The organism is Pseudomonas sp. NY15435 (assembly GCF_048068295.1).
Classification (GTDB): domain Bacteria; phylum Pseudomonadota; class Gammaproteobacteria; order Pseudomonadales; family Pseudomonadaceae; genus Pseudomonas.
This window is the reverse complement of record NZ_JBLUQA010000002.1, coordinates 571,954-592,626: the sequence shown is the minus strand read 5'-3', so window position 1 is coordinate 592,626 and position 20,673 is coordinate 571,954. Positions and strand designations below refer to the sequence as shown.

General features: G+C 64.0%; 18 protein-coding genes. 8 read left to right on the top strand and 10 right to left on the bottom strand.

What is annotated here, in order from left to right; genetic code table 11:
- Positions 1–43 precede the first annotated feature (43 nt).
- Positions 44–781 carry a HugZ family protein gene (locus tag ACNFH5_RS06890; protein ID WP_416744894.1) on the bottom strand — a complete coding sequence of 246 codons (738 nt, stop codon included), beginning with the start codon at positions 779–781 and terminating at the stop codon, positions 44–46.
- Between the two features lie 107 nt (positions 782–888).
- Here ACNFH5_RS06890 and ACNFH5_RS06885 point away from each other — a divergent pair, with 107 nt between their 5' ends.
- Positions 889–1,647, top strand: a complete 759-nt coding sequence (locus tag ACNFH5_RS06885; protein WP_184589133.1) for an SDR family oxidoreductase — start codon at positions 889–891, stop codon at positions 1,645–1,647.
- Positions 1,648–1,789: 142 nt separating this feature from the next.
- On the opposite strand, the gene ACNFH5_RS06880 is transcribed toward ACNFH5_RS06885, so the two are convergent.
- Complete coding sequence (locus ACNFH5_RS06880) at positions 1,790–2,791, bottom strand: DUF481 domain-containing protein (protein ID WP_416744893.1); 1,002 nt, start codon at positions 2,789–2,791, stop codon at positions 1,790–1,792.
- A 193-nt stretch (positions 2,792–2,984) separates the two neighbouring features.
- Between ACNFH5_RS06880 and ACNFH5_RS06875 the strand changes: the two genes are divergently transcribed.
- Together ACNFH5_RS06875 and ACNFH5_RS06870 are read left to right on the top strand one after the other, a co-directional pair.
- Positions 2,985–3,359 carry an MGMT family protein gene (locus ACNFH5_RS06875; RefSeq protein WP_416744892.1) on the top strand — a complete coding sequence of 125 codons (375 nt, stop codon included), beginning with the start codon at positions 2,985–2,987 and terminating at the stop codon, positions 3,357–3,359.
- A 40-nt stretch (positions 3,360–3,399) separates the two neighbouring features.
- Positions 3,400–5,208 (top strand): AmpG family muropeptide MFS transporter, encoded by a 1,809-nt coding sequence (locus ACNFH5_RS06870; RefSeq protein WP_416744891.1) that lies wholly within the window; start codon positions 3,400–3,402, stop codon positions 5,206–5,208.
- 83 nt (positions 5,209–5,291) lie between these two features.
- Here the strand turns inward: ACNFH5_RS06870 and ACNFH5_RS06865 are convergent, their stop codons facing one another.
- Positions 5,292–6,137: a mechanosensitive ion channel family protein gene (locus tag ACNFH5_RS06865; RefSeq protein ID WP_416744890.1), complete on the bottom strand. Its 846-nt coding sequence runs from the start codon at positions 6,135–6,137 to the stop codon at positions 5,292–5,294.
- A 142-nt stretch (positions 6,138–6,279) separates the two neighbouring features.
- Positions 6,280–6,759 carry a YajQ family cyclic di-GMP-binding protein gene (locus ACNFH5_RS06860; RefSeq protein ID WP_045209642.1) on the bottom strand — a complete coding sequence of 160 codons (480 nt, stop codon included), beginning with the start codon at positions 6,757–6,759 and terminating at the stop codon, positions 6,280–6,282.
- A gap of 160 nt (positions 6,760–6,919) precedes the next feature.
- On the opposite strand from ACNFH5_RS06860, the gene ACNFH5_RS06855 reads away from it, so the two are divergent.
- The 4 genes from ACNFH5_RS06855 to ACNFH5_RS06840 are packed head-to-tail and all read left to right on the top strand — an operon-like array spanning position 6,920 to position 11,521.
- Positions 6,920–7,885: a response regulator gene (locus ACNFH5_RS06855; protein WP_416744889.1), complete on the top strand. Its 966-nt coding sequence runs from the start codon at positions 6,920–6,922 to the stop codon at positions 7,883–7,885.
- 37 nt (positions 7,886–7,922) lie between these two features.
- Positions 7,923–8,834: a putative 2-dehydropantoate 2-reductase gene (locus ACNFH5_RS06850; protein ID WP_416744888.1), complete on the top strand. Its 912-nt coding sequence runs from the start codon at positions 7,923–7,925 to the stop codon at positions 8,832–8,834.
- Between the two features lie 59 nt (positions 8,835–8,893).
- Complete coding sequence (locus tag ACNFH5_RS06845; protein ID WP_416744971.1) at positions 8,894–10,945, top strand: ATP-binding protein; 2,052 nt, start codon at positions 8,894–8,896, stop codon at positions 10,943–10,945.
- A gap of 3 nt (positions 10,946–10,948) precedes the next feature.
- Positions 10,949–11,521 carry a cob(I)yrinic acid a,c-diamide adenosyltransferase gene (locus ACNFH5_RS06840; RefSeq protein ID WP_416744887.1) on the top strand — a complete coding sequence of 191 codons (573 nt, stop codon included), beginning with the start codon at positions 10,949–10,951 and terminating at the stop codon, positions 11,519–11,521.
- Positions 11,522–11,740: 219 nt separating this feature from the next.
- Here the strand turns inward: ACNFH5_RS06840 and ACNFH5_RS06835 are convergent, their stop codons facing one another.
- The 4 genes from ACNFH5_RS06835 to secA form a co-directional block, all read right to left on the bottom strand.
- On the bottom strand, positions 11,741–12,691 hold the full coding sequence (locus ACNFH5_RS06835) for a Nudix family hydrolase (protein ID WP_416744886.1): 951 nt from the start codon (positions 12,689–12,691) through the stop codon (positions 11,741–11,743).
- 71 nt (positions 12,692–12,762) lie between these two features.
- Complete coding sequence (locus ACNFH5_RS06830; protein WP_416744885.1) at positions 12,763–13,392, bottom strand: glutathione S-transferase family protein; 630 nt, start codon at positions 13,390–13,392, stop codon at positions 12,763–12,765.
- A 135-nt stretch (positions 13,393–13,527) separates the two neighbouring features.
- The gene (argJ, locus tag ACNFH5_RS06825) at positions 13,528–14,745 is read right to left on the bottom strand and encodes a bifunctional glutamate N-acetyltransferase/amino-acid acetyltransferase ArgJ (protein WP_416744884.1); all 1,218 of its coding nucleotides are present in this window, start codon (positions 14,743–14,745) and stop codon (positions 13,528–13,530) included.
- 105 nt (positions 14,746–14,850) lie between these two features.
- Positions 14,851–17,601, bottom strand: a complete 2,751-nt coding sequence (secA, locus tag ACNFH5_RS06820; protein WP_416744883.1) for a preprotein translocase subunit SecA — start codon at positions 17,599–17,601, stop codon at positions 14,851–14,853.
- A 290-nt stretch (positions 17,602–17,891) separates the two neighbouring features.
- Here secA and ACNFH5_RS06815 point away from each other — a divergent pair, with 290 nt between their 5' ends.
- The gene (locus tag ACNFH5_RS06815; RefSeq protein ID WP_416744882.1) at positions 17,892–18,359 is read left to right on the top strand and encodes a DUF721 domain-containing protein; all 468 of its coding nucleotides are present in this window, start codon (positions 17,892–17,894) and stop codon (positions 18,357–18,359) included.
- Positions 18,360–18,428: 69 nt separating this feature from the next.
- Here ACNFH5_RS06815 and lpxC read toward each other — a convergent pair whose 3' ends face one another.
- Together lpxC and ftsZ are read right to left on the bottom strand one after the other, a co-directional pair.
- The gene (gene lpxC / locus ACNFH5_RS06810) at positions 18,429–19,340 is read right to left on the bottom strand and encodes a UDP-3-O-acyl-N-acetylglucosamine deacetylase (RefSeq protein ID WP_184589107.1); all 912 of its coding nucleotides are present in this window, start codon (positions 19,338–19,340) and stop codon (positions 18,429–18,431) included.
- A gap of 112 nt (positions 19,341–19,452) precedes the next feature.
- The gene (gene ftsZ / locus ACNFH5_RS06805; RefSeq protein WP_017518095.1) at positions 19,453–20,637 is read right to left on the bottom strand and encodes a cell division protein FtsZ; all 1,185 of its coding nucleotides are present in this window, start codon (positions 20,635–20,637) and stop codon (positions 19,453–19,455) included.
- Between the last annotated feature and the right edge of the window lie 36 nt (positions 20,638–20,673).

The following is a 20,673-nucleotide window of genomic DNA, read 5'->3' as shown; positions in this document are numbered from 1 at the left end:
ACAGGCAAGGTGGCGACGCCCCGCGCCGATTTCAAGGGAATGCTCAGGCCTGGATGACTTCATTCCCCGGCCAGGCGTCCGCCTTGGCCAGTTGCACGAGTGCCTGGCGAACCGCGCCGGGATTGCCGCACGGCGCTGGGAACGGCAACCAATGCAGGCCCTGGCCAATGCGCAGGTGGAAACCTTCAGTATCAATTCCCGCCATCTGCGGGCCCTTGCCGGCAGGCAACCCGGCCAGTTCGACGTAGTGCTCGATGGCATTGGCATGGTCGCTGTTCATGTGCTCGACCATGCTCTTTTCTGCCTCGCCGATGAAGGGATTGGCCAGCGGCACGCTGTCCGCACCCAGCCAATGGATGTCACCGAAGCCGCCGATAAACCGCCACTGCACCGGCTCCAGCACCCAGAAATCGAAGTCGTGGACGATATGGTAGTCCTGCGAGCCGGGGAAATAACGGTAGTAGCGCTCGGCGGCGCCAGCGATGGCATCGACGTCTTCGATCAGCAGTGCCTCGGCCAGCAGGGTCAGGCGACCGGCGGCCTGGATGTCGTCGACACCGCGCTCGCCGATCAGCAGCGAGCACTTGCCGTCCATCTGCAGGTTATGGGTGTGCTGGGCAATGCGGCTGATCAGGATCAGCGGGCGCCCCGCCTGGTCCAGGCAGTAGGGCACCACGGAGCCGAAGGGGAATCCAGGCCACTTCTTCGAATGGGTGGAGAGGACGCCGCGGTATTCCTTGAGCAGCAGTTCTCGGGCATGCTTGGCAGCTTTCACGCTCAACTTATGACTCCTCGCAAAGAATCCGTCGTAAACGGACGGGCAGGACTGACTCTGTGCACAGCTGCCGGCGGGGCCTTTCACCAGAAACTGTTCGTGGGGTTGTTCCGATGCAATTGAAAGACAAGGTCATCATCATCACCGGTGGCTGCCAGGGCCTGGGCCGCGCCATGGGCGAGTACCTCTCCGGCAAGGGCGCGCGCGTCGCGCTGGTTGACCTCAATGCCGAAAAACTGGACGAAGCCGTGACCGCCTGCAAGGCCGCAGGTGGTGACGCCCGCGCCTACATCTGCAACGTCGCCAATGAAGAACAGGTTACCCACATGGTGGCCCAGGTCGCCAGCGACTTCGGCGCCATCAATGGCCTGGTCAACAATGCCGGCATCCTGCGCGACGGTCTGACCATCAAGGTCAAGGACGGCGAGCTGAGCAAGATGAGCCTGGCCCAGTGGCAGGCGGTGATCGACGTCAACCTGACCGGCGTGTTCCTCTGCACCCGCGAAGTGGCGGCAAAGATGATCGAACTGAAGAACGAAGGCGCGATCGTCAACATTTCCTCCATCTCCCGTGCCGGCAACATGGGCCAGGCCAACTACTCCGCGGCCAAGGCCGGCGTGGCTGCCGACACCGTGGTGTGGGCGAAGGAACTGGCACGCTACGGCATCCGCGTGGCGGGCGTGGCGCCCGGCTTCATCGAGACCGACATGGTCGCCAGCATGAAACCCGAGGCCCTGGAGAAGATGACCGCCGGCATTCCGCTCAAGCGCCTGGGCAAGCCGCTGGAAATCGCTCACTCGGTGGCTTACATCCTCGAGAACGACTACTACACCGGCCGCGTGCTGGAACTGGACGGCGGCCTGCGTCTGTAATCCGCCCGCCCATGAAAAAGCCCCGCCAGGTGCGGGGCTTTTTTGTGCTTTTTGTAGGAGCGAGCTTGCTCGCGAACTCTTTCTCGGCGGCACCGGTGCCATGCGGTTCGCGAGCAAGCTCGCTCCTACACGCCGGGGCGGCTTACCAGCCGACACCCAGGCCAACGGTGTAGCGACGCTCGTTGACGTCGCCGTCGTTGCCGCTGAGCTTGTCCCACTCGGCCTTTAGGCTCAGGGACGCCCAAGAGGTGAGTTTGTAGCGGATGCCCGCCTCGCTCTCCAGCTCGTACTCCACATTGGACTCCAGCGGCTTGCTGACCTCGCCGTTGGTGAACAGCTCGAACTGCTTGGCCAGCAGGTAGCGGTTGTAGTCCCACTTCAGGCTGGTGCTGTAGAAGTGCGACTTCTCGTCGTCGACGAACTCGTAGTCGTTGCGGTTGACCAGCGTGGCCAGGGAGAACGCGCCCAGTTCGTTGTCCCAGAACTGGTAGCCCGGGCCGGTACCAATGGTGCGCTTCTTCTGCAGGTCTTCGATCCAGTCGCGCTTGTACTGCGCCTGCCCTTGCCAGAACCAGTGCTCGTCGAGGAAGCGGTCGAGGGCGTACTGGGCCGAGTAGTTGTCCGTACTGACCTGGTTGTCCTTCTTCTCGCGGTTGTATTCGCCCTGCAGGTTGTGACGCCAGCGACCGTGGCGGGCATTGGTCTTGAAGTCGATGTCGTAGTCCTCGACATCGTTCTCGGCCTGCTTGTGGTCCAGGGAAAAGTCGACGTTACCGGTCCACACCCAGTCTTCCAGGATCGGCTTGGGCGGCATCATCTGTTCGATCTTCGCCAGCTCAACGGTCTTCGCCTCGCCGTTGACCAGCGTGACCTTGCCGTCTTCCGACGCCTTGATGCCCTTGGAGTGCTCGCCAGTCTCCTCGTCGTACTTCACCAACAAATTCTGGTCGGTCTCCAGCGTCTTGATCTTGTCCCACTTCAGTGTGATCTCTCCGCCATAGTCGGTCGCCAGCAGCAGCTTGCCGCCGTCGAACAGCCTGATGGTGCCAGTGAGGCGGTCACCGTTCTTCAACCAGACGGTATCGGCAAGGGCGGACAGGGAACAGGAGGCAAGGGCGATGGACAGTAGGGCTCTGGGCAACATGAGTCGAATTCAACTGGATTAGGTGGGCAAAAAGCCGGGCATTATCCAGATACCCGACACTAGAGCAACGACTGACCGACCCAGTTGCAGGGAGTTCACCATGACTGACAGATGGACCTTAGGAACCAGCTGACTTGTCAGACTTGCGACAACCGATATCCTGAGCGTCAGCCCCTCTGCCACGGTGCATTCGATGCCCAGGTCCAAGCCCCCGGCCAGCCCCCCCGCTTCCGATCTCGGACTGGAAAGCCTGCAGGTGCGCCGCGAGGCGATCTTCCTGGTGATTGCCCAGGTGCCGGAAGGCTGCGTCATCACCTACGGCGATGTCGCCCGCCTCGCTGGCCTGGGCCGCTCAGCGCGGCTCGTCGGGCGCATCCTCAGCCAGTTGCCGGAGGGCACGCGGCTGCCCTGGCACCGGGTTATCGCCGCCGGCGGGCGGATCAGCCTGCCCATTGGCACCGTCTCGGGTAACGAGCAGCGCGCACGATTGCGTGCGGAGGGTGTCAGAATCCATAACGATCGGGTGGACATACGTCGGCACGGCTGGCCTAGCGGCGAGCAGTCCTAGTAAAGTTCGCGAGAATTTTTGACCTGCTGGAAAACACCCCATGAAAGAGCACTCCTGGCGAGAGGCATGGATTGCCTACAAGTCTCCCGCCAGCCTCGCGCTTTTGCTGCTGGGATTCGCCGCCGGCCTGCCCTACATGCTGGTGCTCTCCACCCTCTCGGTGTGGTTGCGTGAAGCGGGTGTCGCTCGGGAAACCATCGGATTCGCCAGCTGGATCGGGCTGGTGTATGCCTTCAAGTGGGTCTGGTCGCCCATGCTCGACCAGTGGCGCCTGCCCTTCATCGGCCGGCTGGGCCGTCGCCGCTCGTGGCTGCTGTTTTCCCAGGGGCTGATCGCCATCGGCCTGCTTGGCATGGCGCTGTGCAACCCGCAATCGCACCTGAACTGGCTGATCGCGCTGGCGATGGTGGTGGCCTTCGCCTCCGCCACCCAGGATATCGCCATCGACGCCTACCGCCTGGAAATCGCCGAGAACACCCGTCAGGCTGCGCTCGCCGCCTGCTACATGACCGGCTACCGGGTTGCCGTGCTGTTTGCCACCGCCGGCGTACTGTTCCTCGCCGAATGGGCCGGCTCCAGTGCCCTGCACTACAGCCAGTCGGCCTGGGCGCTGACCTATGCGGTGTGCTCCCTGGCCATCCTGCCCGGCCTGATCACCACGCTGCTGATGAAAGAGCCGCCGGTGAACGTGCAGCCGCAGGCCGGCAGTTCGGCCTTCGCCTTCAACCACCAGCTGCTCTCGGTGCTGACCCTGCTGGTGCTGCTGATCTCCGTGCCGGCGATGCTCACCGCGCTGACCGCTCAGGCCTGGCCGCGCGCTGCGTTGTACGCGATCTTCATTGGCGTGTGCATGACGCCCCACGGCCGCCGGCAGATCCGCCCGGTGCGCGAGCTGCTGTCGAAGGTACGCCGCCCGTTGTTGCTGGCCGTGCACGGTCGCGGCCTGCCGCAGTTCGATTTCGTCCACCAGGCCGTCTCGGTGATCGTGCTGATCATCCTGCTGGTCACCGGCACTGCGTTCATCAACATGACCGAGGCCGGCAAGTGGTGGCTGGCCATCCTCTACCTGCTGATCGCCTTGAGCTGCATCTCCGCCCCCGGCCGCCTGCTGATGGCACCGGTGCTGACGCCCATCACCGAGTTCGTCCGCCGCTACCGCTGGCAGGCGCTGCTGCTGCTCGGGTTGATCTCCACCTATCGCATGTCCGACACCGTCATGGGCACCATGGCCAGCGTGTTCTACATCGACATGGGCTTCTCCAAGGACACCATCGCCACCGTCAGCAAGCTGTTCGGCGTGGTGATGACCCTGGTCGGCGCGGCGGCCGGCGGCGTGCTGATCGCCCGCTTCAGCATCCTGCCGATCCTGTTCATCGGCGGCGCGGCTTCGGCTGGGACCAACCTGCTGTTCGCCATGCTGGCGCAGATGGGCGCGATCGACGACCCACACCTGATGGGCCAGAACGTCTTCGCGATGCTCAAGGTGCTGGAGCCCCACGTCACCATGCTGGTGGTGACCATCATGCTCGACAACTTCAGCGGCGGCCTCGCCACCTCGGCCTTCGTCGCCTACCTGTCGAGCCTGACCAACCTGAAGTTCTCCGCGACCCAGTACGCCATGCTCAGCTCCACCATGCTGCTATTGCCGCGCTTCATCGGCGGCTATTCCGGCGCCATGGTCGAGGGCATGGGTTACGAGCGGTTCTTCTTCTTCACCGCCCTGCTGGGCGTGCCCACGCTGCTGCTGATCGGTTGGCTGTGGCTGCGCCGCAAGAACGACATGACCAACGGCGCCGCCGAGGAACCTTCGGAAGCGCCCGCGCAACACCCCAGCGCGGAACGTCACTGAACCCTGGCCAAACAACGGCCCCATGAAACGGCGCCCATGAAAAAGGCCGGCAAATGCCGGCCTTTTTCGTTCAGCGTGAAGAATCATTCCGCCAGGACGGAATCCTCCTCGCCCTTGACCACGCGCACCACCTTGTTCGGCGCCAGGTCGATACCGGCATCGCGCAGGCGCTGGCGCACCTGCTCGTTGAGCATGAAGGTGATGGCCCAGTAGTCGGAGTTGGCAGTCCACAGGCGCAGCGACAGGGTCACCGAGTTTTCACCAAGGCCCGCGACCACCACCACCGGCGCAGGCGACTTGAGCACGCGCGAATCCTCGGCCAGCTCCTTGAGAATGGCGCGGGCGCCATCCAGGTCGGCATCGAAGGCCAGCTTCACGTCGAAGGTCACCTGGCGCGTGGTCTGGGTCGAGGTGTTGGTGATGATGCCGTTGGACAGCGCGCCGTTGGGGACGATCACGGTGCGGTTGTCGCCGGTGCGCAGCACGGTATGGAAGATCATGATGTTGTCCACGGTGCCGGACACGCCCTGGGCTTCGATCCAATCGCCGATCTTGAACGGGCGGAACAGCAGGATCAGCACGCCGCCAGCAAAGTTCGACAGGCTGCCCTGCAACGCCAGACCAATCGCCAGGCCGGCGGCGCCGATGGCGGCGACGAAGCTGGTGGTCTGGATGCCGATCATCGAGGCCACGCTGACCATCAGCAGGATCTTCAGGATGATGTTCACCATGCTGCCGATGAAGCCTTGCAGCGTCTTGTCCACGTGCTTGGTGGACAGCAACCCGCCCACACGACGGGTGAACAGGTTGATCACCCACCAACCGATCAGCAGAGTCAACAGCGCCAGTACGGCATTGCCCAGGTAGGTCAGGGCTATCGGAGTCCAGGCCTCCGCACTGTTCATGATCTGCTCGTAATTCATATCCATGGATGCAGGCCCCTTGTCTATTGCCATTCCAAAAACAAAACCGCCATGGCAAGCCATGGCGGTCGGGAGTTCGCCGAGCGACTCTATTACTGCGACGTCACTCGGGCGATGAGGTTCCGCAGCTCTTATGGACGAGCGTGCATCAGTCGCGGAAATTATTGAATTGCAGCGGCATGCCCAGGGACTCGCCGCGCAGCAGCGCGATGGCTTCCTGCAGGTCGTCACGCTTCTTGCCGGTGACGCGTACCTGCTCGCCCTGGATGGCGGCCTGTACCTTGAGCTTCTTGTCCTTGATCAGGGCGACGATCTTCTTCGCCAGATCCTTGTCGATGCCCTCGCGGAAGTCGACTTCCTGCTTGACCACCTTACCGGAGGCAAAGGAGTCCTTGATCTCCATGCACTGTGCGTCAATCTTGCGTTTGACCAGGCTGGAGCGAAGAATGTCGAGCATCTGCTCGAGCATGAAATCCGCCTCGGCGGTCAGGGTGATGGACTTTTCCTTGGCCTCGAAGCTGCACTTGCCCTTCAGGTCGAAACGGCGGTCCAGTTCCTTGGTGGCGTTATCCAAGGCGTTGGTCAGTTCGTGTTTGTCCAGTTCGGACACCACGTCGAACGAAGGCATGACATCTCTCCAGATGGACGGCGCGATGCGGTTCACAGTCAGCATCGAGCCTGGCTTGACGATAAAAATGCGCGGTCATTATAACTGACAGACAAGACTGCGCCCGGCCTCTGACACTGAGAGTCGGCATTTCCCACTCGTTTGCGAGACATTCCTTTCCATGCCAACCAACCATCTCAGCATTCTGGTGGTCGACGACGCCAAGTTCTCCAGCGCCATGATCGGCCGCGCGCTGAGTCAGGCCGGCTATCAGAACGTGCGCTTCGCCAGCAGCGCCAGCGAAGCGCTCGACCTGCTGGAAAAGGAGCCGGTGAGCGTCCTGCTCGCCGACTGGCTGATGCCCGAGATGGACGGCCTGGAGCTGACCGCGCGGGTACGCCAGCTCGACGAGAGCGGCGACCACTACACCTACATCATCCTGCTCACCGGCAAGGAGGGCGACAACGCCCTGGCCGAGGCCTTTGACCGTGGCGTGGACGACTTCGTCAGCAAGTCGTCGATGAACGAACAACTGGTTCCCCGCGTGCTGGCCGCGGACCGCCTGAGCAATACGCTGCAGCGCCTGCTGATGGAAAACCGCCTGCTCACCGAGAACATCACCAGCCTGGAAGAGCGCAACCTGGTGGACAGCGCCACGGGCCTGGGCAACCAGCGCTACCTGAAGCAGAAGCTGGCCGACAGCATCCGTCAGGTGGAATCCCGAGGCGGCGCAGTGTGCTACATGCTGATCGGTCTGCCGGAGCTGGCCGAACTGGGCCAGAAGCACGGCCAGTCGTTCCAGAACGAACTGCTCCACGGGGTCGCCCGCCGTCTGCAACAGCTTGTGCGACCGCTGGATGTACTGGCGCGCATCGACGGCCAGCACTTCGCCCTGATCACCCTGCTCGAAGACCTGCAGGAGTGCTCTCCCAGCAGCTTCCGCCGCCTGCACGAAGGTCTGAACCTCAAGGCATTCAAGACCAGTGAAGGTTTCATCACCCTCAAGGCCGGCATCAGCCTGGTGGGCCTGGACGCCAAGGCGCTACCCCTGGAAGTCGAACAGGTGATGCAGCAGGGACGCGCGCTGCTGCCCGACGCCTTCGCCAGTGGACGAATCAACGCCAGCCGCCTGACCGGCCTGCGCTAAACTTCGCGGTAAGCCCCCGACCCGCGAAGTTCTCCCCATGACCTGGACCATCCTCGGCGCCGGCAGCCTCGGTTGCCTGTGGGCCGCCCGCCTGTCCCGCGCCGGCCTGCCAGTGCGCCTGCTGTTGCGCGACCGCCAGCGCCTCAACGCCTATCGCGCCCTCGGCGGCGTCACCCTGGTGGAAGACGGCCGCGAGAGCCTCTACCCCATTCCAGCGGAAACCGCCGGCCAGGGTGCGCCGATCCAGCGCCTGCTGCTCGCCTGCAAGGCCTACGACGCCGAATCCGCCGCCGCCAGCGTGGCCGCCCGTCTGGCCCCCGGCGCCGAGCTGATCCTGCTGCAGAACGGCCTGGGCAGCCAGCAGGCAGTCAGCGCCCACCTGCCGCGCGCCCGTTGCCTGTATGCCTCCAGCACTGAAGGCGCCTTCCGTGAATCCGACTTCCGCGTGGTGTTCGCCGGTCACGGCCAGACCTGGCTGGGCGACGAACAGGGCGGCCCGGAGCCGGCCTGGCTGGCCGACCTGCGCCGCGCCGAGATTCCCGTGCAGTGGAGCGGCGACATCCTCGAACGCCTTTGGCGCAAGGTCGCGCTGAACTGCGCGATCAACCCGCTCACCGTGTTGCACCAATGCCGCAACGGCGAGCTGGCCAGCCATCTCAGCGAGGTTGCCGGGCTCTGCGACGAGCTGGGCCAACTGCTCCATGCCGCTGGCTACTCCGCCGCCGCACGGGAACTGCAGGGCGATGTAGAGCGGGTGATCACCGCCACTGCGGCGAACTTCTCCTCCATGTACCAGGACGTCGCCAAAGGCCGGCGCAGCGAGATCGCCTACCTGCTTGGCCACGCCTGCCGCGAAGGTGATCGCCTGCATCTGGCACTGCCGCAACTGCGCGCCCTGCACGAGCGCCTGCGCGCCTACCTGGTAGCGCGCGGATTGCCCGACACCTGATCGCGGGCTACCCTGCCCGCCTCTCCTGTTTTTCCAAGAAAGCGCCCATGCCTTCACCCATGAACCTGCGCCAGCGCCTGGAAGACCTGCCGGTCGGCCAGAAGATTCTCGCCGCCCTGCTGGTGCTGCTGGCGACCGTCATGCTGGTGGCCAACCTCGCCTTCATCAGTGCGGCCTACTGGATTTCCCAGGACAGCGTGGCGCCCCAGGCCCTGCAGACCATCGGCCGGCTGATCGCCAACCCGGCGCTCAGCGAACCGGCTCTGTCTTCGCCAACCCAGGCCCAGGTGCTACTGCGCCAACTGGACGACTACCAGCCGCTGCGAGCCGCCGCGCTCTACGACAGCGATGGCGAGCGCATCGCCCAGACACCAAGCAACGGCCCCATCGCCCTGCCCGAGCGCCTCGATCACCTGGAGCGCTGGCGCCAGCACGAGTACCGCCTCAATGCCCTGTTCGAGCTACCCCAGGCCGGCCGCAACAGCGGCTATCTGCTGCTGGTAGCCAGCAGCGAGCTGCCCGGCGCCTTCTACACCGGCACCCTCACCGCCAGCCTGGTGATCCTCGCCGTCTCGGTGCTGCTCTGGTTGCTGATCGCCCAACAGATCAGGCGCCTGATCACCCGGCCGATCCGCAGCCTCGAAGAGCTCTCGCGCCAGGTCACCCGCGAAGAGAACTATGCCCTGCGAGCCGAACGCGGCAACGCCGACGAGATCGGCCGCCTGGCCGACGCCTTCAACACCATGCTGACCCGCATCGAGGCCCGCGAGCAGCAGCTCAAGCGCGCCCGCGACGATGCCCAGGAGGCCGTGGAACAGGCCCAGTCGCTGGCCGAGGAAACCCGCCGCTCGAACCGCAAGCTGGAACTGGAAGTCCAGGTGCGCAGCAAGATCGAGAAGAAGCTCACCGGCTTCCAGCACTACCTCAACAGCATCATCGACTCCATGCCGTCGGCACTGATCGCAGTGGACGAGCAGCTCTATGTCACCCAGTGGAACCAGGAAGCCAGCCAACTCTCCGGCACCAGCCTGGACGACGCGGTGAACCAGCCGGTGTTCCTTGCCTTCCCGTCGCTCAAACCCTTCCTGCCGCAGCTCACCCGCGCCGCCGAGCAGCACAAGGTCGAGCGCGTCGAACGCGTCACCTGGGCCCTTACTGATGCGCCGCGCCACTACGCCCTGACCTTCTACCCGCTGATGGGCGGTACCGGCCGTGGCGCGGTGATCCGCATCGACGACATCACCGACCGCCTGGGCATGGAAGAGATGATGGTGCAGTCGGAGAAAATGCTCTCCGTCGGCGGCCTCGCCGCCGGCATGGCCCATGAGATCAACAACCCGCTGGGCGCCATCCTGCACAACGTGCAGAACATCCGCCGGCGCTTGTCACAGGACCTGCCGAAGAACCTCGAAGTAGCCGGCGAAGTCGGCGTACGCCTGGACGACCTCAACCACTACCTGGAAGCGCGGGAGATTCCCAAGCTGATGGATGGCATCCAGTACGCTGGCTCGCGGGCGGCAAAGATCGTCACCCACATGCTCTCCTTCAGCCGCCGCAGCCATCGCCAGATGGCCGCCTGCGAACTGCCGGCGCTGCTGGAACAGGCCGTGGAGATCGCCGGCAACGACTTCGACCTCACCGGTGGCTTCGACTTCAAGTCGCTGGAGATCGTCCACGAATACGATCAGCGCCTGGGGCCGGTGCCGGTGATTGCCAATGAGATCGAACAGGTCCTGCTCAACCTGCTGAAGAACGGCGCCCAGGCCATCCACCTGCGCGACGACGAGGAGGAAGGCGAGTACGGCCGGATCACCCTGCGTACCCGGCTCAATCCACCGTGGGCGGAAATCCACGTGGAGGACAACGGCTGCGGCATGCCGGAGAACGTTCGCAAGCGCATCTTCGAGCCCTTCTTCACCACCAAGGAAGTCGGTCAGGGCACGGGGCTGGGCCTGTCAGTCTCGTATTTCATAGTCACCAACAACCACAAGGGGCAGATGGAGGTGCAGTCCGAGCTGGGCGTGGGCACCTGCTTTACCATCCGTCTGCCGCTGGGCGCCGAGATATCCCCGCCACTGCCGCTACTGGCGCAGGGCGACAAGGAGCATTGAGCCATGGGCAATCGCCTGTCGAAGATCTACACCCGCACCGGCGACGCCGGGGAAACCGGCCTGGCCGACGGCCGCCGCGTGCCCAAGCACCACCCGCGCGTGGAAGCCATGGGCGCGGTGGATGAATTGAACAGCCATATCGGGCTGCTGCTCGCCGGGCTGAACGAAGCGCGTAGCAGTGCATTGGAGGAAGTCATTGGCGTACTGGCGCCGATCCAGCATCGCCTGTTCGACCTGGGTGGTGAGCTGGCGATGCCGGAATACCGCGCGCTGAACGATGCCGAAGTGGAGCGCCTGGAGCAGGTGATCGACCGCTGGAACGAGGAACTCGGGCCGCTGAAGAACTTCATCCTGCCCGGCGGCTCGCGCCTGGTCGCCCTCGCCCACCTGTGCCGCGCCCAGGCGCGCAACGCCGAGCGTCGCTGCCAGCAGTTGAACGCCGAGGAACCGCTGGAAGGTGCGGGCCTGCGCTATCTGAACCGCCTGTCCGACCTGCTCTTCGTTGCCGCGCGCTTCATCGCCCGCCGCCAGGGCGTGGAAGAAATCCTCTGGCAGGCGGCCGAAAAACCCGCCTGATTGCCAATCGCGCACAGGGCAATGCCGAAACTGTAGGAGCGAGCTTGCTCGCGAACCGCCCAGCTTTTCTAAGTCGGGCCTGTTCGCGAGCAAGCTCGCTCCTACAAACATCCGTCAGCCGTAATCGTTTGGCGACTGGCGTAGGAATGGGGCGGGAAGCGCTTTTGCAGGATGGCGTGGAGCGAAGCGATACCCATCACCGCCCCACGCGAGATCCCATCAGCCTTCGACTTTCGGCCAGAACGCGCGAATCCCCGCCACGCCCTGTGCACCGGCCTGCCAGGCACGCTCGACATCCTGCGGGCCGACGCCACCGAGCAGGAACACCGGCTGGTTGAAGCCATCGATCAACTCGGCCGCCGCCTCCCAGCCCAGCGCCGGCTCGCCCGGATGGCTCTCGGTGGGCTGCACCGGCGACAGGGTGACGAAATCCACGCCCATGCGCGCCGCGAGCTCCAGCTCCTCGGCGTTATGGCAGGAAGCCGCCAGCAGACGCTCGCTGGGGAAGGGCCGGCCGTTGGGCGCGTACTTGCGCAGTTGCTCGGAGGTCAGGTGCCAGCCAGCCGCCGGGAAGTCCCCCAGCCACTCCAGCGGGCCCTTGAGCATCAGTTGCGCCTTGCCGGCGCACAGGCCTTGCACATCGACGGCAAGGTCGCGGTACTCGGGGCTGTACATGTTCGGCGCACGCAGCTGAATCAGCCGTATGCCGCTGGCGACCGCCGCGCGGACACCCTGCACCAGCTGCGGGATTTCCAGCCCATCAGGGGTGATCAGGTAGCGATCGGGCAGGCGCGCGGCCTGCACAATGGGCTCGTTGGCCGCTGGAAACTCGTAGTCCGGCAGATCGCGCGGGGCGACCCAGGCCAGCGGCTGGCCTTCGGCGCCGTGGGGCGCTCCGGAGAAGGCGGAGACCTCCCAGACATCCAGCAGTACGTGCTTGTCGCTGTAGTCGTGCTGCACGCGGATCAGCGGGCGCGCCTGCTCGACCTCGATACCCAGCTCTTCCTTCAGCTCGCGAGCCAAGGCGGCCTGCACCGCTTCGCCCTCTTCCACCTTGCCACCGGGAAACTCCCAGAGACCGCCCTGGTGCTTGTCGTCCGGACGGCGGGCGATCAGCACCCGGCCATCGAGCCCGCGAATCACAGCGGCGGCGACATGTACTCGTTTCACAGTGCTACTCCTCAATCCGATTCAGGCAGGGCCCGCGCAGACGGGCATTCTACCGTCATTGGCGGCCTGGTTCAGGCGCGTTCGACCATCGCAGCGTCATGCCAGGGACGGAAAGTCGGCCAGGCGTAGATGGCATCGACGTAGTTCTGCGCCTCGATCGGCAGGATGACGCAGTAGCTGCGCAGGCGCGTGGCAATGGGCGCGTAGAAGGCATCGGCGATGCTGGCATGGCCGAACAGGAACGGACCGTCCTGGCCGAACTGCTGGCGGCACAGGGCCCAGAGTTCGACAACGCGGGCGATGTCCGCCGCCACAGCCTCGGGTATTTCGGCCAGCGGCTGGTTGCGCTGGATGTCCATGGGCATGTGCGAGCGCAGCGCCATGAAGCCGCTGTGCATCTCGGCGCAGACCGTGCGCGCCAGAGCGCGGGCCGCTTCGCCACGGGGCCAGAGGTGGGCTTCGGGGAAGCGTTCAGCGAGGTATTCGGCGATCGACAGGGAATCCCAGATCAGCCCGTGCTCGCACTTGAGCGCCGGCACCTTGCCGCTGGGCGAGTGCTCACGGATGCGCCGCGCGGTGTCCTGGCCGCCCAGGGGAATGAGGATTTCCTCGAACTCGGCGCCGGTGAGTTGCATGGCCAGCCAGCCGCGCAGGGACCAGGAGGAGAGATTCTTGCTGCCGATGATCAGGGTGAGGGACATGGACGCGACGCTCTTGAGGGTCAGTCAGGAGACCTTAGAGCGCGGCAGCCATGAAAACAAATTCCCGATTTTCATCCTTCCATGAAAATCGGGAATCCGAGTGAAGCGAAGCGCCGGCACGAGGCCGGCGGCGGATCAGGTGCGGTATTCCGCGTTGATCTTCACGTACTCGTGGGACAGGTCGGTGGTCCAGATGGTCTCGCTGCAGGTGCCGCGGCCGAGATCGATGCGGATGGTGATCTCTTCCTGGGCCATGACCTTGGCGCCCTGGTCCTCGGTGTAGCTGGCCGCGCGGCAGCCACGGCTGGCGATGGCCACGTCGTCCAGGAACACGTCGATCAGGCTCACGTCCAGGTCCGGCACGCCGGCACGGCCAACGGCGGCGAGGATGCGGCCCCAGTTCGGGTCGGAGGCGAACAGCGCGGTCTTGATCAGCGGCGAGTGAGAGACGGCGTAGCCGACATCCAGGCACTCCTGGTGAGTCGCGCCGCCGTTGACCTGCACGGTCACGAACTTGGTAGCGCCTTCGCCGTCACGGACGATGGCCTGGGCCAGCTCCATGGAGACCTCCAGCACGGCCTGCTTCAGCGCGGCGAACAGCGCGCCGCTGGCGGCGGTGATTTCCGGCAGTGCGGCCTGGCCGGTGGCGACCAGCATGCAGCAGTCGTTGGTGGAGGTGTCGCCATCGATGGTGATGCGGTTGAACGACTTGTTCGACGCATCGCGCAGCAGGTCCTGCAGCACGCCCTGGGCAACCTTGGCGTCAGTGGCGATGTAGCCGAGCATGGTGGCCATGTTCGGCTTGATCATGCCGGCACCCTTGCTGATGCCGGTGACGGTGATGGTTACGCCGTCGTGCTGGAACTGGCGACTGGCGCCCTTGGGCAGGGTGTCGGTGGTCATGATGCCGGCGGCAGCGTCGGCCCAGTTATCCACAGACAGGTTGGCCAGTGCGGCGGGCAATGCGGCTTCGATCTTCTCGACCGGCAGCGGCTCGCCGATCACACCGGTGGAGTACGGCAGCACGGCGTTTTCCGGCACGCCAGCAAGCTCGGCCAGCTTGGCGCAGGTGCGGGTGGCATTGGCCAGGCCCGACTCGCCGGTACCGGCGTTGGCGTTGCCGGTGTTGGTCAGCAGGTAGCGCACCGGGCCCAGGAAGCGCTTGCGCGCCAGGATCACGGGGGCGGCGCAGAAGGCGTTGGTGGTGAACACACCGGCCACGGTGGAGCCTTCGGCGCAGCGCATCACCACGATGTCCTTGCGGCCGGGTCGTTTGATGCCGGCAGAGGCGATGCCGAGTTCGAAACCGGGGACCGGGTGCAGGGTGGACATGGGGCCGAGACCAACAGCCATGTGCTGTGCTCCTATCTAGTCAGTGAATCTAATCAGTGAAACAGATGAGAAAAACGCCGCGAGCGGCAGGGCCGGTCGCGGCGTCGGTATCAGGGGCGGGAGGCGTTATTCCACCTGACCGTGGCAGTGCTTGTACTTCTTGCCCGAACCGCAGGGGCACGGCTCGTTACGGCCAATCTTCGGTTCGTTGCGGATGGGTTCCATCGGCACCACGTTGTCAGCCGGCACCTCACCTTCTTCTTCCGGCTCGCCAGTGACCTGCTCCATGGATGGAGCGGCGGCGTGCTGGAACTGCATGCGCTTGGCCATATCCTCGGCTTCCCGACGCAGGCGGGCTTCTTCTTCGGCCGGGTCTTCGCGGCGAACCTGAACGAAGGACAGCACGCGGATGGTGTCGCGCTTGATGGAGTTCAGCAGTTCCTGGAACAGGTTGAAGGACTCGCGCTTGTATTCCTGCTTCGGGTTCTTCTGCGCATAGCCGCGCAGGTGAATGCCGTGACGCAGGTGATCCATGGTGGACAGGTGATCCTTCCACAGGTCGTCCAGCACGCGCAGCAGCATCTGCTTCTCGAAGGTGCGCAGGGCTTCGGCGCCCGCCATGTCTTCCTTCTCGTTGTAGGCCGCCACCAGCTCGGCGAGGATCTTCTCGCGCAGGGTTTCTTCGTAGAGCTTCTCGTCGTCGTCCAGCCATTGCTGGATCGGCAGCTTGAGGCCGAAGTCGCTGTACAGCGCCATTTCCAGGCCGGTGATGTCCCACTGCTCGGGCAGCGACTGCGGCGGGATGTGATCGCTGACAGTGTTGTTCAGGGTCTCTTCGCGGAACTCGGCGATGGTCTCGCCGATGTTGTCGGCTGCGAGCAGGGTGTTGCGCATGTGGTAGATCACCTTGCGCTGCTCGTTGGCGACGTCGTCGAACTCCAGCAGTTGTTTACGGATATCGAAGTTGCGGCCTTCGACCTTGCGCTGCGCCTTTTCGATGGCGTTGGTCACCATGCGGTGCTCGATCGCCTCGCCCGGCTGCATGCCCAGGGCCTTCATGAAGTTCTTCACCCGATCGGAGGCAAAGATACGCATGAGGTGGTCTTCCAGCGACAGGTAGAAGCGGCTGGAGCCCGGGTCGCCCTGACGGCCGGCACGGCCACGCAGCTGGTTGTCGATACGACGGGATTCGTGGCGCTCGGAAGCGATCACGTGCAGGCCACCCGACTCGATGACTTGCTGGTGACGCTTCTGCCAGTCGGCCTTGATCTGCGCGACCTGCTCGTCGGTGGGGTTCTCCAGCGCGGCGACTTCCACTTCCCAGTTGCCGCCCAACAGGATGTCGGTACCACGACCGGCCATGTTGGTGGCGATGGTCACCGAGCCCGGACGACCGGCCTGGGCGATGATCTCGGCTTCCTTCTCGTGGTACTTGGCGTTCAGTACCTTGTGCTCGATGCCGGCGTTCTGCAGCAGCTGCGAGACGTATTCGGACGTCTCGACCGAGGCGGTGCCCACGAGGATCGGGCGGCCCAGCGCCTGGCACTGCTGCACGTCGGTGATGATGGCGGCGTACTTCTCGTCCTGGGTCAGGTACACCAGGTCGTTGAAGTCCTTACGGGCAACCGGGCGGTGGGTCGGGATCACCACCACGTCCAGGCCGTAGGTCTGGCGGAATTCGAAGGCCTCGGTGTCGGCGGTACCGGTCATGCCGGCCAGCTTGGTGTAGAGGCGGAAGTAGTTCTGGAAGGTGGTCGAGGCCAGGGTCTGGCTCTCGGCCTGGATCGGCAGGTTTTCCTTCGCCTCGATGGCCTGGTGCAGGCCCTCGGAGAGGCGGCGGCCCGGCATGGTACGGCCGGTGTGCTCGTCGATCAGCAGGACCTGGTCGCCCTGGACGATGTATTCCACGTTGCGGTGGAACAGGGTGTGGGCGCGCAGCGCGGCATAGACGTGGGTCAGCAGGCTGAGGTTGTGCGCCGAATACAGGCTCTCGCCCTCGGCCAGCAGGCCGTTCTGGGTCAGCAGCTCCTCGACGTAGGCGTGGCCCTGCTCGTTGAGCTCCACCTGGCGGGTCTTCTCGTCGATGCTGTAGTGGCCCTGCTGGGTCACCTGACCTTCGACTTCCTCGACGTGGCGCTTCAGGCGCGGGATCAGCTTGTTGATCTTGATGTACAGCTCGGAGCTGTCTTCGGCCTGACCGGAGATGATCAGCGGGGTCCGCGCCTCGTCGATGAGGATGGAGTCCACTTCGTCGACCACGGCGAAGTTCAGCTCGCGCTGGAACTTGTCGTCCAGGCTGAACGCCATGTTGTCGCGCAGGTAGTCGAAGCCGAATTCGTTGTTGGTGCCATAGGTAATGTCGGAAGCATAGGCAGCGCGCTTCTCTTCCGGCGGCTGGAACGGGCTGACGATGCCAACGGTGAGGCCGAGGAATTCGTACAGCGGACGCATCCAGTTGGCGTCGCGGCGGGCCAGGTAGTCGTTCACGGTGACCACGTGCACGCCTTTGCCGGCCAGGGCGTTCAGGTAGACGGCCAGGGTACCCACGAGGGTCTTGCCCTCACCGGTACGCATCTCGGCGATCTTGCCTTCGTGCAGGGTCATGCCGCCGATCAACTGGACGTCGAAGTGACGCATGCCCATCACGCGCTTGCCGGCCTCACGGGCGACGGCGAAGGCTTCGGGAAGAATCTGATCGAGGGTCTCGCCCTTGGCCAGGCGCGCCTTGAACTCCTCGGTTTTGGCCTTGAGTTGCTCATCGGAAAGCGGAACCATCTGGGGCTCGAGTGCATTGATGGCCTGAACCTGCTTGGCCATGCGCTTCACTTCGCGCTCGTTCTTGCTTCCAAAGAGTTTTTTCAACAAAGGCGCAAACATATCGACTGGGTCATCCGAACTGGAGAATTGGAGGGCTGCCCGACTGGCTGGCCGCGGCGCGGAACGGCAATGAAGCGGGCATTCTACCCGGAAACTTCCGGGAAAAAAGTGCCGAAGTCATCCTCCGAAGCTTCGCATTCTGCGAGCGCCGGGGCAATGCATGGGCGGACAACTTTGAATCCGAGTGAGTGATATGGTGACGCAGGCCGACAACTTCAAGGCCGGACGGTGGCATCTGGCCCTGGGCGCATCTGTTACCATCCCTCTTCATTCACTCCCGGTTGCTCTCCATGGCTTTCCGCCCCCTTCCTGCCAAGGCGATGACCAAGCTGCTGCGCGAAGCCAAACCGCTGCAGTCGCTGTTCGCCGAGGCGCAACGCCTCTCGCGCCTGCAGGAACTGCTCGACTCGCAACTGCAACCCGCTGCACGTCCTTACTGCCGAGTCGCCTCCTGGCGTGAAGGTAGCCTTCTGCTGGTGGTCACCGACGGCCACTGGGCCACACGCCTGCGCTACCAGCAGAACCGCCTGCTGCGGCAACTGGCCGCGTTCGAGGAGTTCAGAGGGCTGGCGCGCATCCTGTTCAAGGTGCAGCCAACAACCCAGACACCGACGCGGGTGAACACCAACCGGATCACCGAGTCCGCCTCCGCCACCCTGCACGAAGCCGCCGAAGGCATCAGCAATCCGCAGCTCAAGGCTGCCCTGGAGCGCCTTGCCAGCCGCAGTCGCAAACCGCCGGAACCGGGCGGGGAATAAATCGCAGACATAAAAAAAGGCCACCCGAGGGTGGCCTTTGAATTTTGTAGCTGAAAGGAGGAGGTTTCCTTATACGGCCGCAGCGGGTCGCATATAGGAGATCGGCGCGGTCTTGGCGTCCTCGAAGGTCACCACTTCCCAAGCGTCCTTGTCTGCGATGAGGGTACGCAGGAGACGGTTGTTCAGGGCATGACCGGACTTGTAGCCGATAAACTCGCCGATAAGGCTGTTACCCAGCAGGTACAGGTCACCAATGGCGTCCAGGATCTTGTGCTTGACGAACTCGTCCTCGTAACGAAGACCGTCTTCGTTGAGCACTCGATACTCGTCGACCACGATGGCGTTCTCCACGCTGCCACCCAGAGCCAGGTTCTGGGAACGCAGCATCTCGATGTCGCGCATGAACCCGAAGGTACGGGCGCGGCTGACTTCCTTCACGAAGGAAGTGCTGGAGAAATCCACCACGGCTTTCTGGGTGCGACCACGGAAGACCGGGTGATCGAAATCGATCTCGAAGCTCACCTTGAAGCCGTCGAACGGAACGAAGGTGGCGCGCTTGTCGCCCTCTTCCACCGTCACTTCGCGCTTGATGCGGATGAACTTCTTGGCCGCTTCCTGCTCTTGCAGGCCAGCGGACTGGATCAGGAATACGAAGGGACCTGCGCTGCCATCCATGATCGGCACTTCCGACGCCGACAGCTCGACATAGGCGTTGTCGATACCCAGGCCGGCCATGGCCGAGAGCAGGTGCTCCACGGTATCCACCTTGATGTCACCCTTGATCAGGGTGGTCGACATGGTGGTTTCACCGACGTTCGAGGCCCGGGCGGGAATTTCCACCACTGGGTCGAGATCGGTCCGGCAGAACACGATGCCAGTATCGACGGGAGCCGGCTTCAGGGTCAGGTAAACCTTCTCCCCGGAATGCAGGCCGACACCGGTCGCCCGGATGATGTTCTTCAAGGTGCGTTGTCTGATCATGGCTTTGGCCGCTTTCGCGCAAGTTGCGAACTGTTGTCAACAATGGGCGGCGATGATAGCAGAACCGCCCTTTGCTGAACACCAATCACATTGATACTCCTGATAAATCGACTCAATCGGCCTGGCGACGCAGGAAGGCCGGGATGTCCAGGTAGTCCAGATCGTCCTGCGGATTCAGCTTGGCCGCGGTGGCAGCGCCGCCGTGGTTCTGATTGCGCATGACGGTCGGACGGTCCAGGTCACGGTAGTTCACCGACTGCTGCTCGCGCTGTACCGGAGCCTGGGTGCTGACGGCCTGGGTCTGAACGGTGTTGTCGACGACCTTGACCGGCTTCTCCAGGCGAGCGCCCAGACCGGTGGCGACCACGGTGACGTGCAGCTCGTCGCGCATGTCCGGATCGATCACGGTGCCCACTTTCACAGTGGCGTGCTCGGAAGCGAACTGCTCGATGATGTTACCCACGTCGGAGTATTCGCCCAGGGACAGATCCGGACCGGCGGTGATGTTCACCAGGATGCCGCGGGCGCCCTGCAGGTTGACATCTTCCAGCAGCGGGTTGCGGATCGCGGCTTCGGTCGCCTCGCGAGCGCGATTCGGGCCGCTGGCGCAACCGGTACCCATCATGGCCATGCCCATTTCGCTCATGACGGTTTTCACGTCGGCGAAGTCGACGTTGATCATGCCCGGGCGCTTGATGATGTCGGAGATACCGCGAACGGCACCGGCCAGTACATCGTCAGCCTTGGCGAAGGCAGCCAGCAGGCTCGCGTCCTTACCCAGGATGGTCAGCAGTTTTTCGTTCGGGATGGTGATCAGCGAGTCGACGCTTTCCGCCAGCGAGCGGATGCCCTCGTCGGCGATCTGCATGCGCTTGCGGCCCTCGAACGGGAACGGACGGGTGACCACGGCCACGGTGAGGATGCCCATTTCCTTGGCAACCTCGGCGATGATCGGCGCAGCACCGGTACCGGTACCGCCACCCATGCCGGTGGTGATGAAGACCATGTCGGCGCCTTCCAGAACCTCGGCGATACGCTCGCGGTCCTCGATGGCGGCCTGGCGGCCTACTTCAGGGTTGGCGCCAGCACCCAGGCCCTTGGTAACACCTGGGCCGAGCTGCAGCACGGTGCGCGCGGCGATGTTCTTCAGCGCCTGCGCATCGGTGTTGGCGCAAATGAATTCGACGCCATCAACGTTGTTCTTGGCCATGTGGTTTACGGCGTTGCCGCCGCCGCCACCTACGCCGATCACTTTGATGACTGCTGTTTGCGGGACGTTATCTACCAGTTCAAACATTTCCCCTCTCCTTCCTTTCTAGTTGTGTTGCCTACG

Coding starts and splice junctions, on each gene's coding strand:
- ACNFH5_RS06885 (WP_184589133.1), top strand. CDS start 889: ATGCAATTGAAAGACAAGGTCATCATCATCACCGGTGGCTGCCAGGGC.
- ACNFH5_RS06880 (WP_416744893.1), bottom strand. CDS start 2,791: ATGTTGCCCAGAGCCCTACTGTCCATCGCCCTTGCCTCCTGTTCCCTG.
- ACNFH5_RS06875 (WP_416744892.1), top strand. CDS start 2,985: ATGCCCAGGTCCAAGCCCCCGGCCAGCCCCCCCGCTTCCGATCTCGGA.
- ACNFH5_RS06870 (WP_416744891.1), top strand. CDS start 3,400: ATGAAAGAGCACTCCTGGCGAGAGGCATGGATTGCCTACAAGTCTCCC.
- ACNFH5_RS06865 (WP_416744890.1), bottom strand. CDS start 6,137: ATGGATATGAATTACGAGCAGATCATGAACAGTGCGGAGGCCTGGACT.
- ACNFH5_RS06860 (WP_045209642.1), bottom strand. CDS start 6,759: ATGCCTTCGTTCGACGTGGTGTCCGAACTGGACAAACACGAACTGACC.
- ACNFH5_RS06855 (WP_416744889.1), top strand. CDS start 6,920: ATGCCAACCAACCATCTCAGCATTCTGGTGGTCGACGACGCCAAGTTC.
- ACNFH5_RS06850 (WP_416744888.1), top strand. CDS start 7,923: ATGACCTGGACCATCCTCGGCGCCGGCAGCCTCGGTTGCCTGTGGGCC.
- ACNFH5_RS06845 (WP_416744971.1), top strand. CDS start 8,894: ATGAACCTGCGCCAGCGCCTGGAAGACCTGCCGGTCGGCCAGAAGATT.
- ACNFH5_RS06840 (WP_416744887.1), top strand. CDS start 10,949: ATGGGCAATCGCCTGTCGAAGATCTACACCCGCACCGGCGACGCCGGG.
- ACNFH5_RS06830 (WP_416744885.1), bottom strand. CDS start 13,392: ATGTCCCTCACCCTGATCATCGGCAGCAAGAATCTCTCCTCCTGGTCC.
- argJ (WP_416744884.1), bottom strand. CDS start 14,745: ATGGCTGTTGGTCTCGGCCCCATGTCCACCCTGCACCCGGTCCCCGGT.
- secA (WP_416744883.1), bottom strand. CDS start 17,601: ATGTTTGCGCCTTTGTTGAAAAAACTCTTTGGAAGCAAGAACGAGCGC.
- ACNFH5_RS06815 (WP_416744882.1), top strand. CDS start 17,892: ATGGCTTTCCGCCCCCTTCCTGCCAAGGCGATGACCAAGCTGCTGCGC.
- lpxC (WP_184589107.1), bottom strand. CDS start 19,340: ATGATCAGACAACGCACCTTGAAGAACATCATCCGGGCGACCGGTGTC.
- ftsZ (WP_017518095.1), bottom strand. CDS start 20,637: ATGTTTGAACTGGTAGATAACGTCCCGCAAACAGCAGTCATCAAAGTG.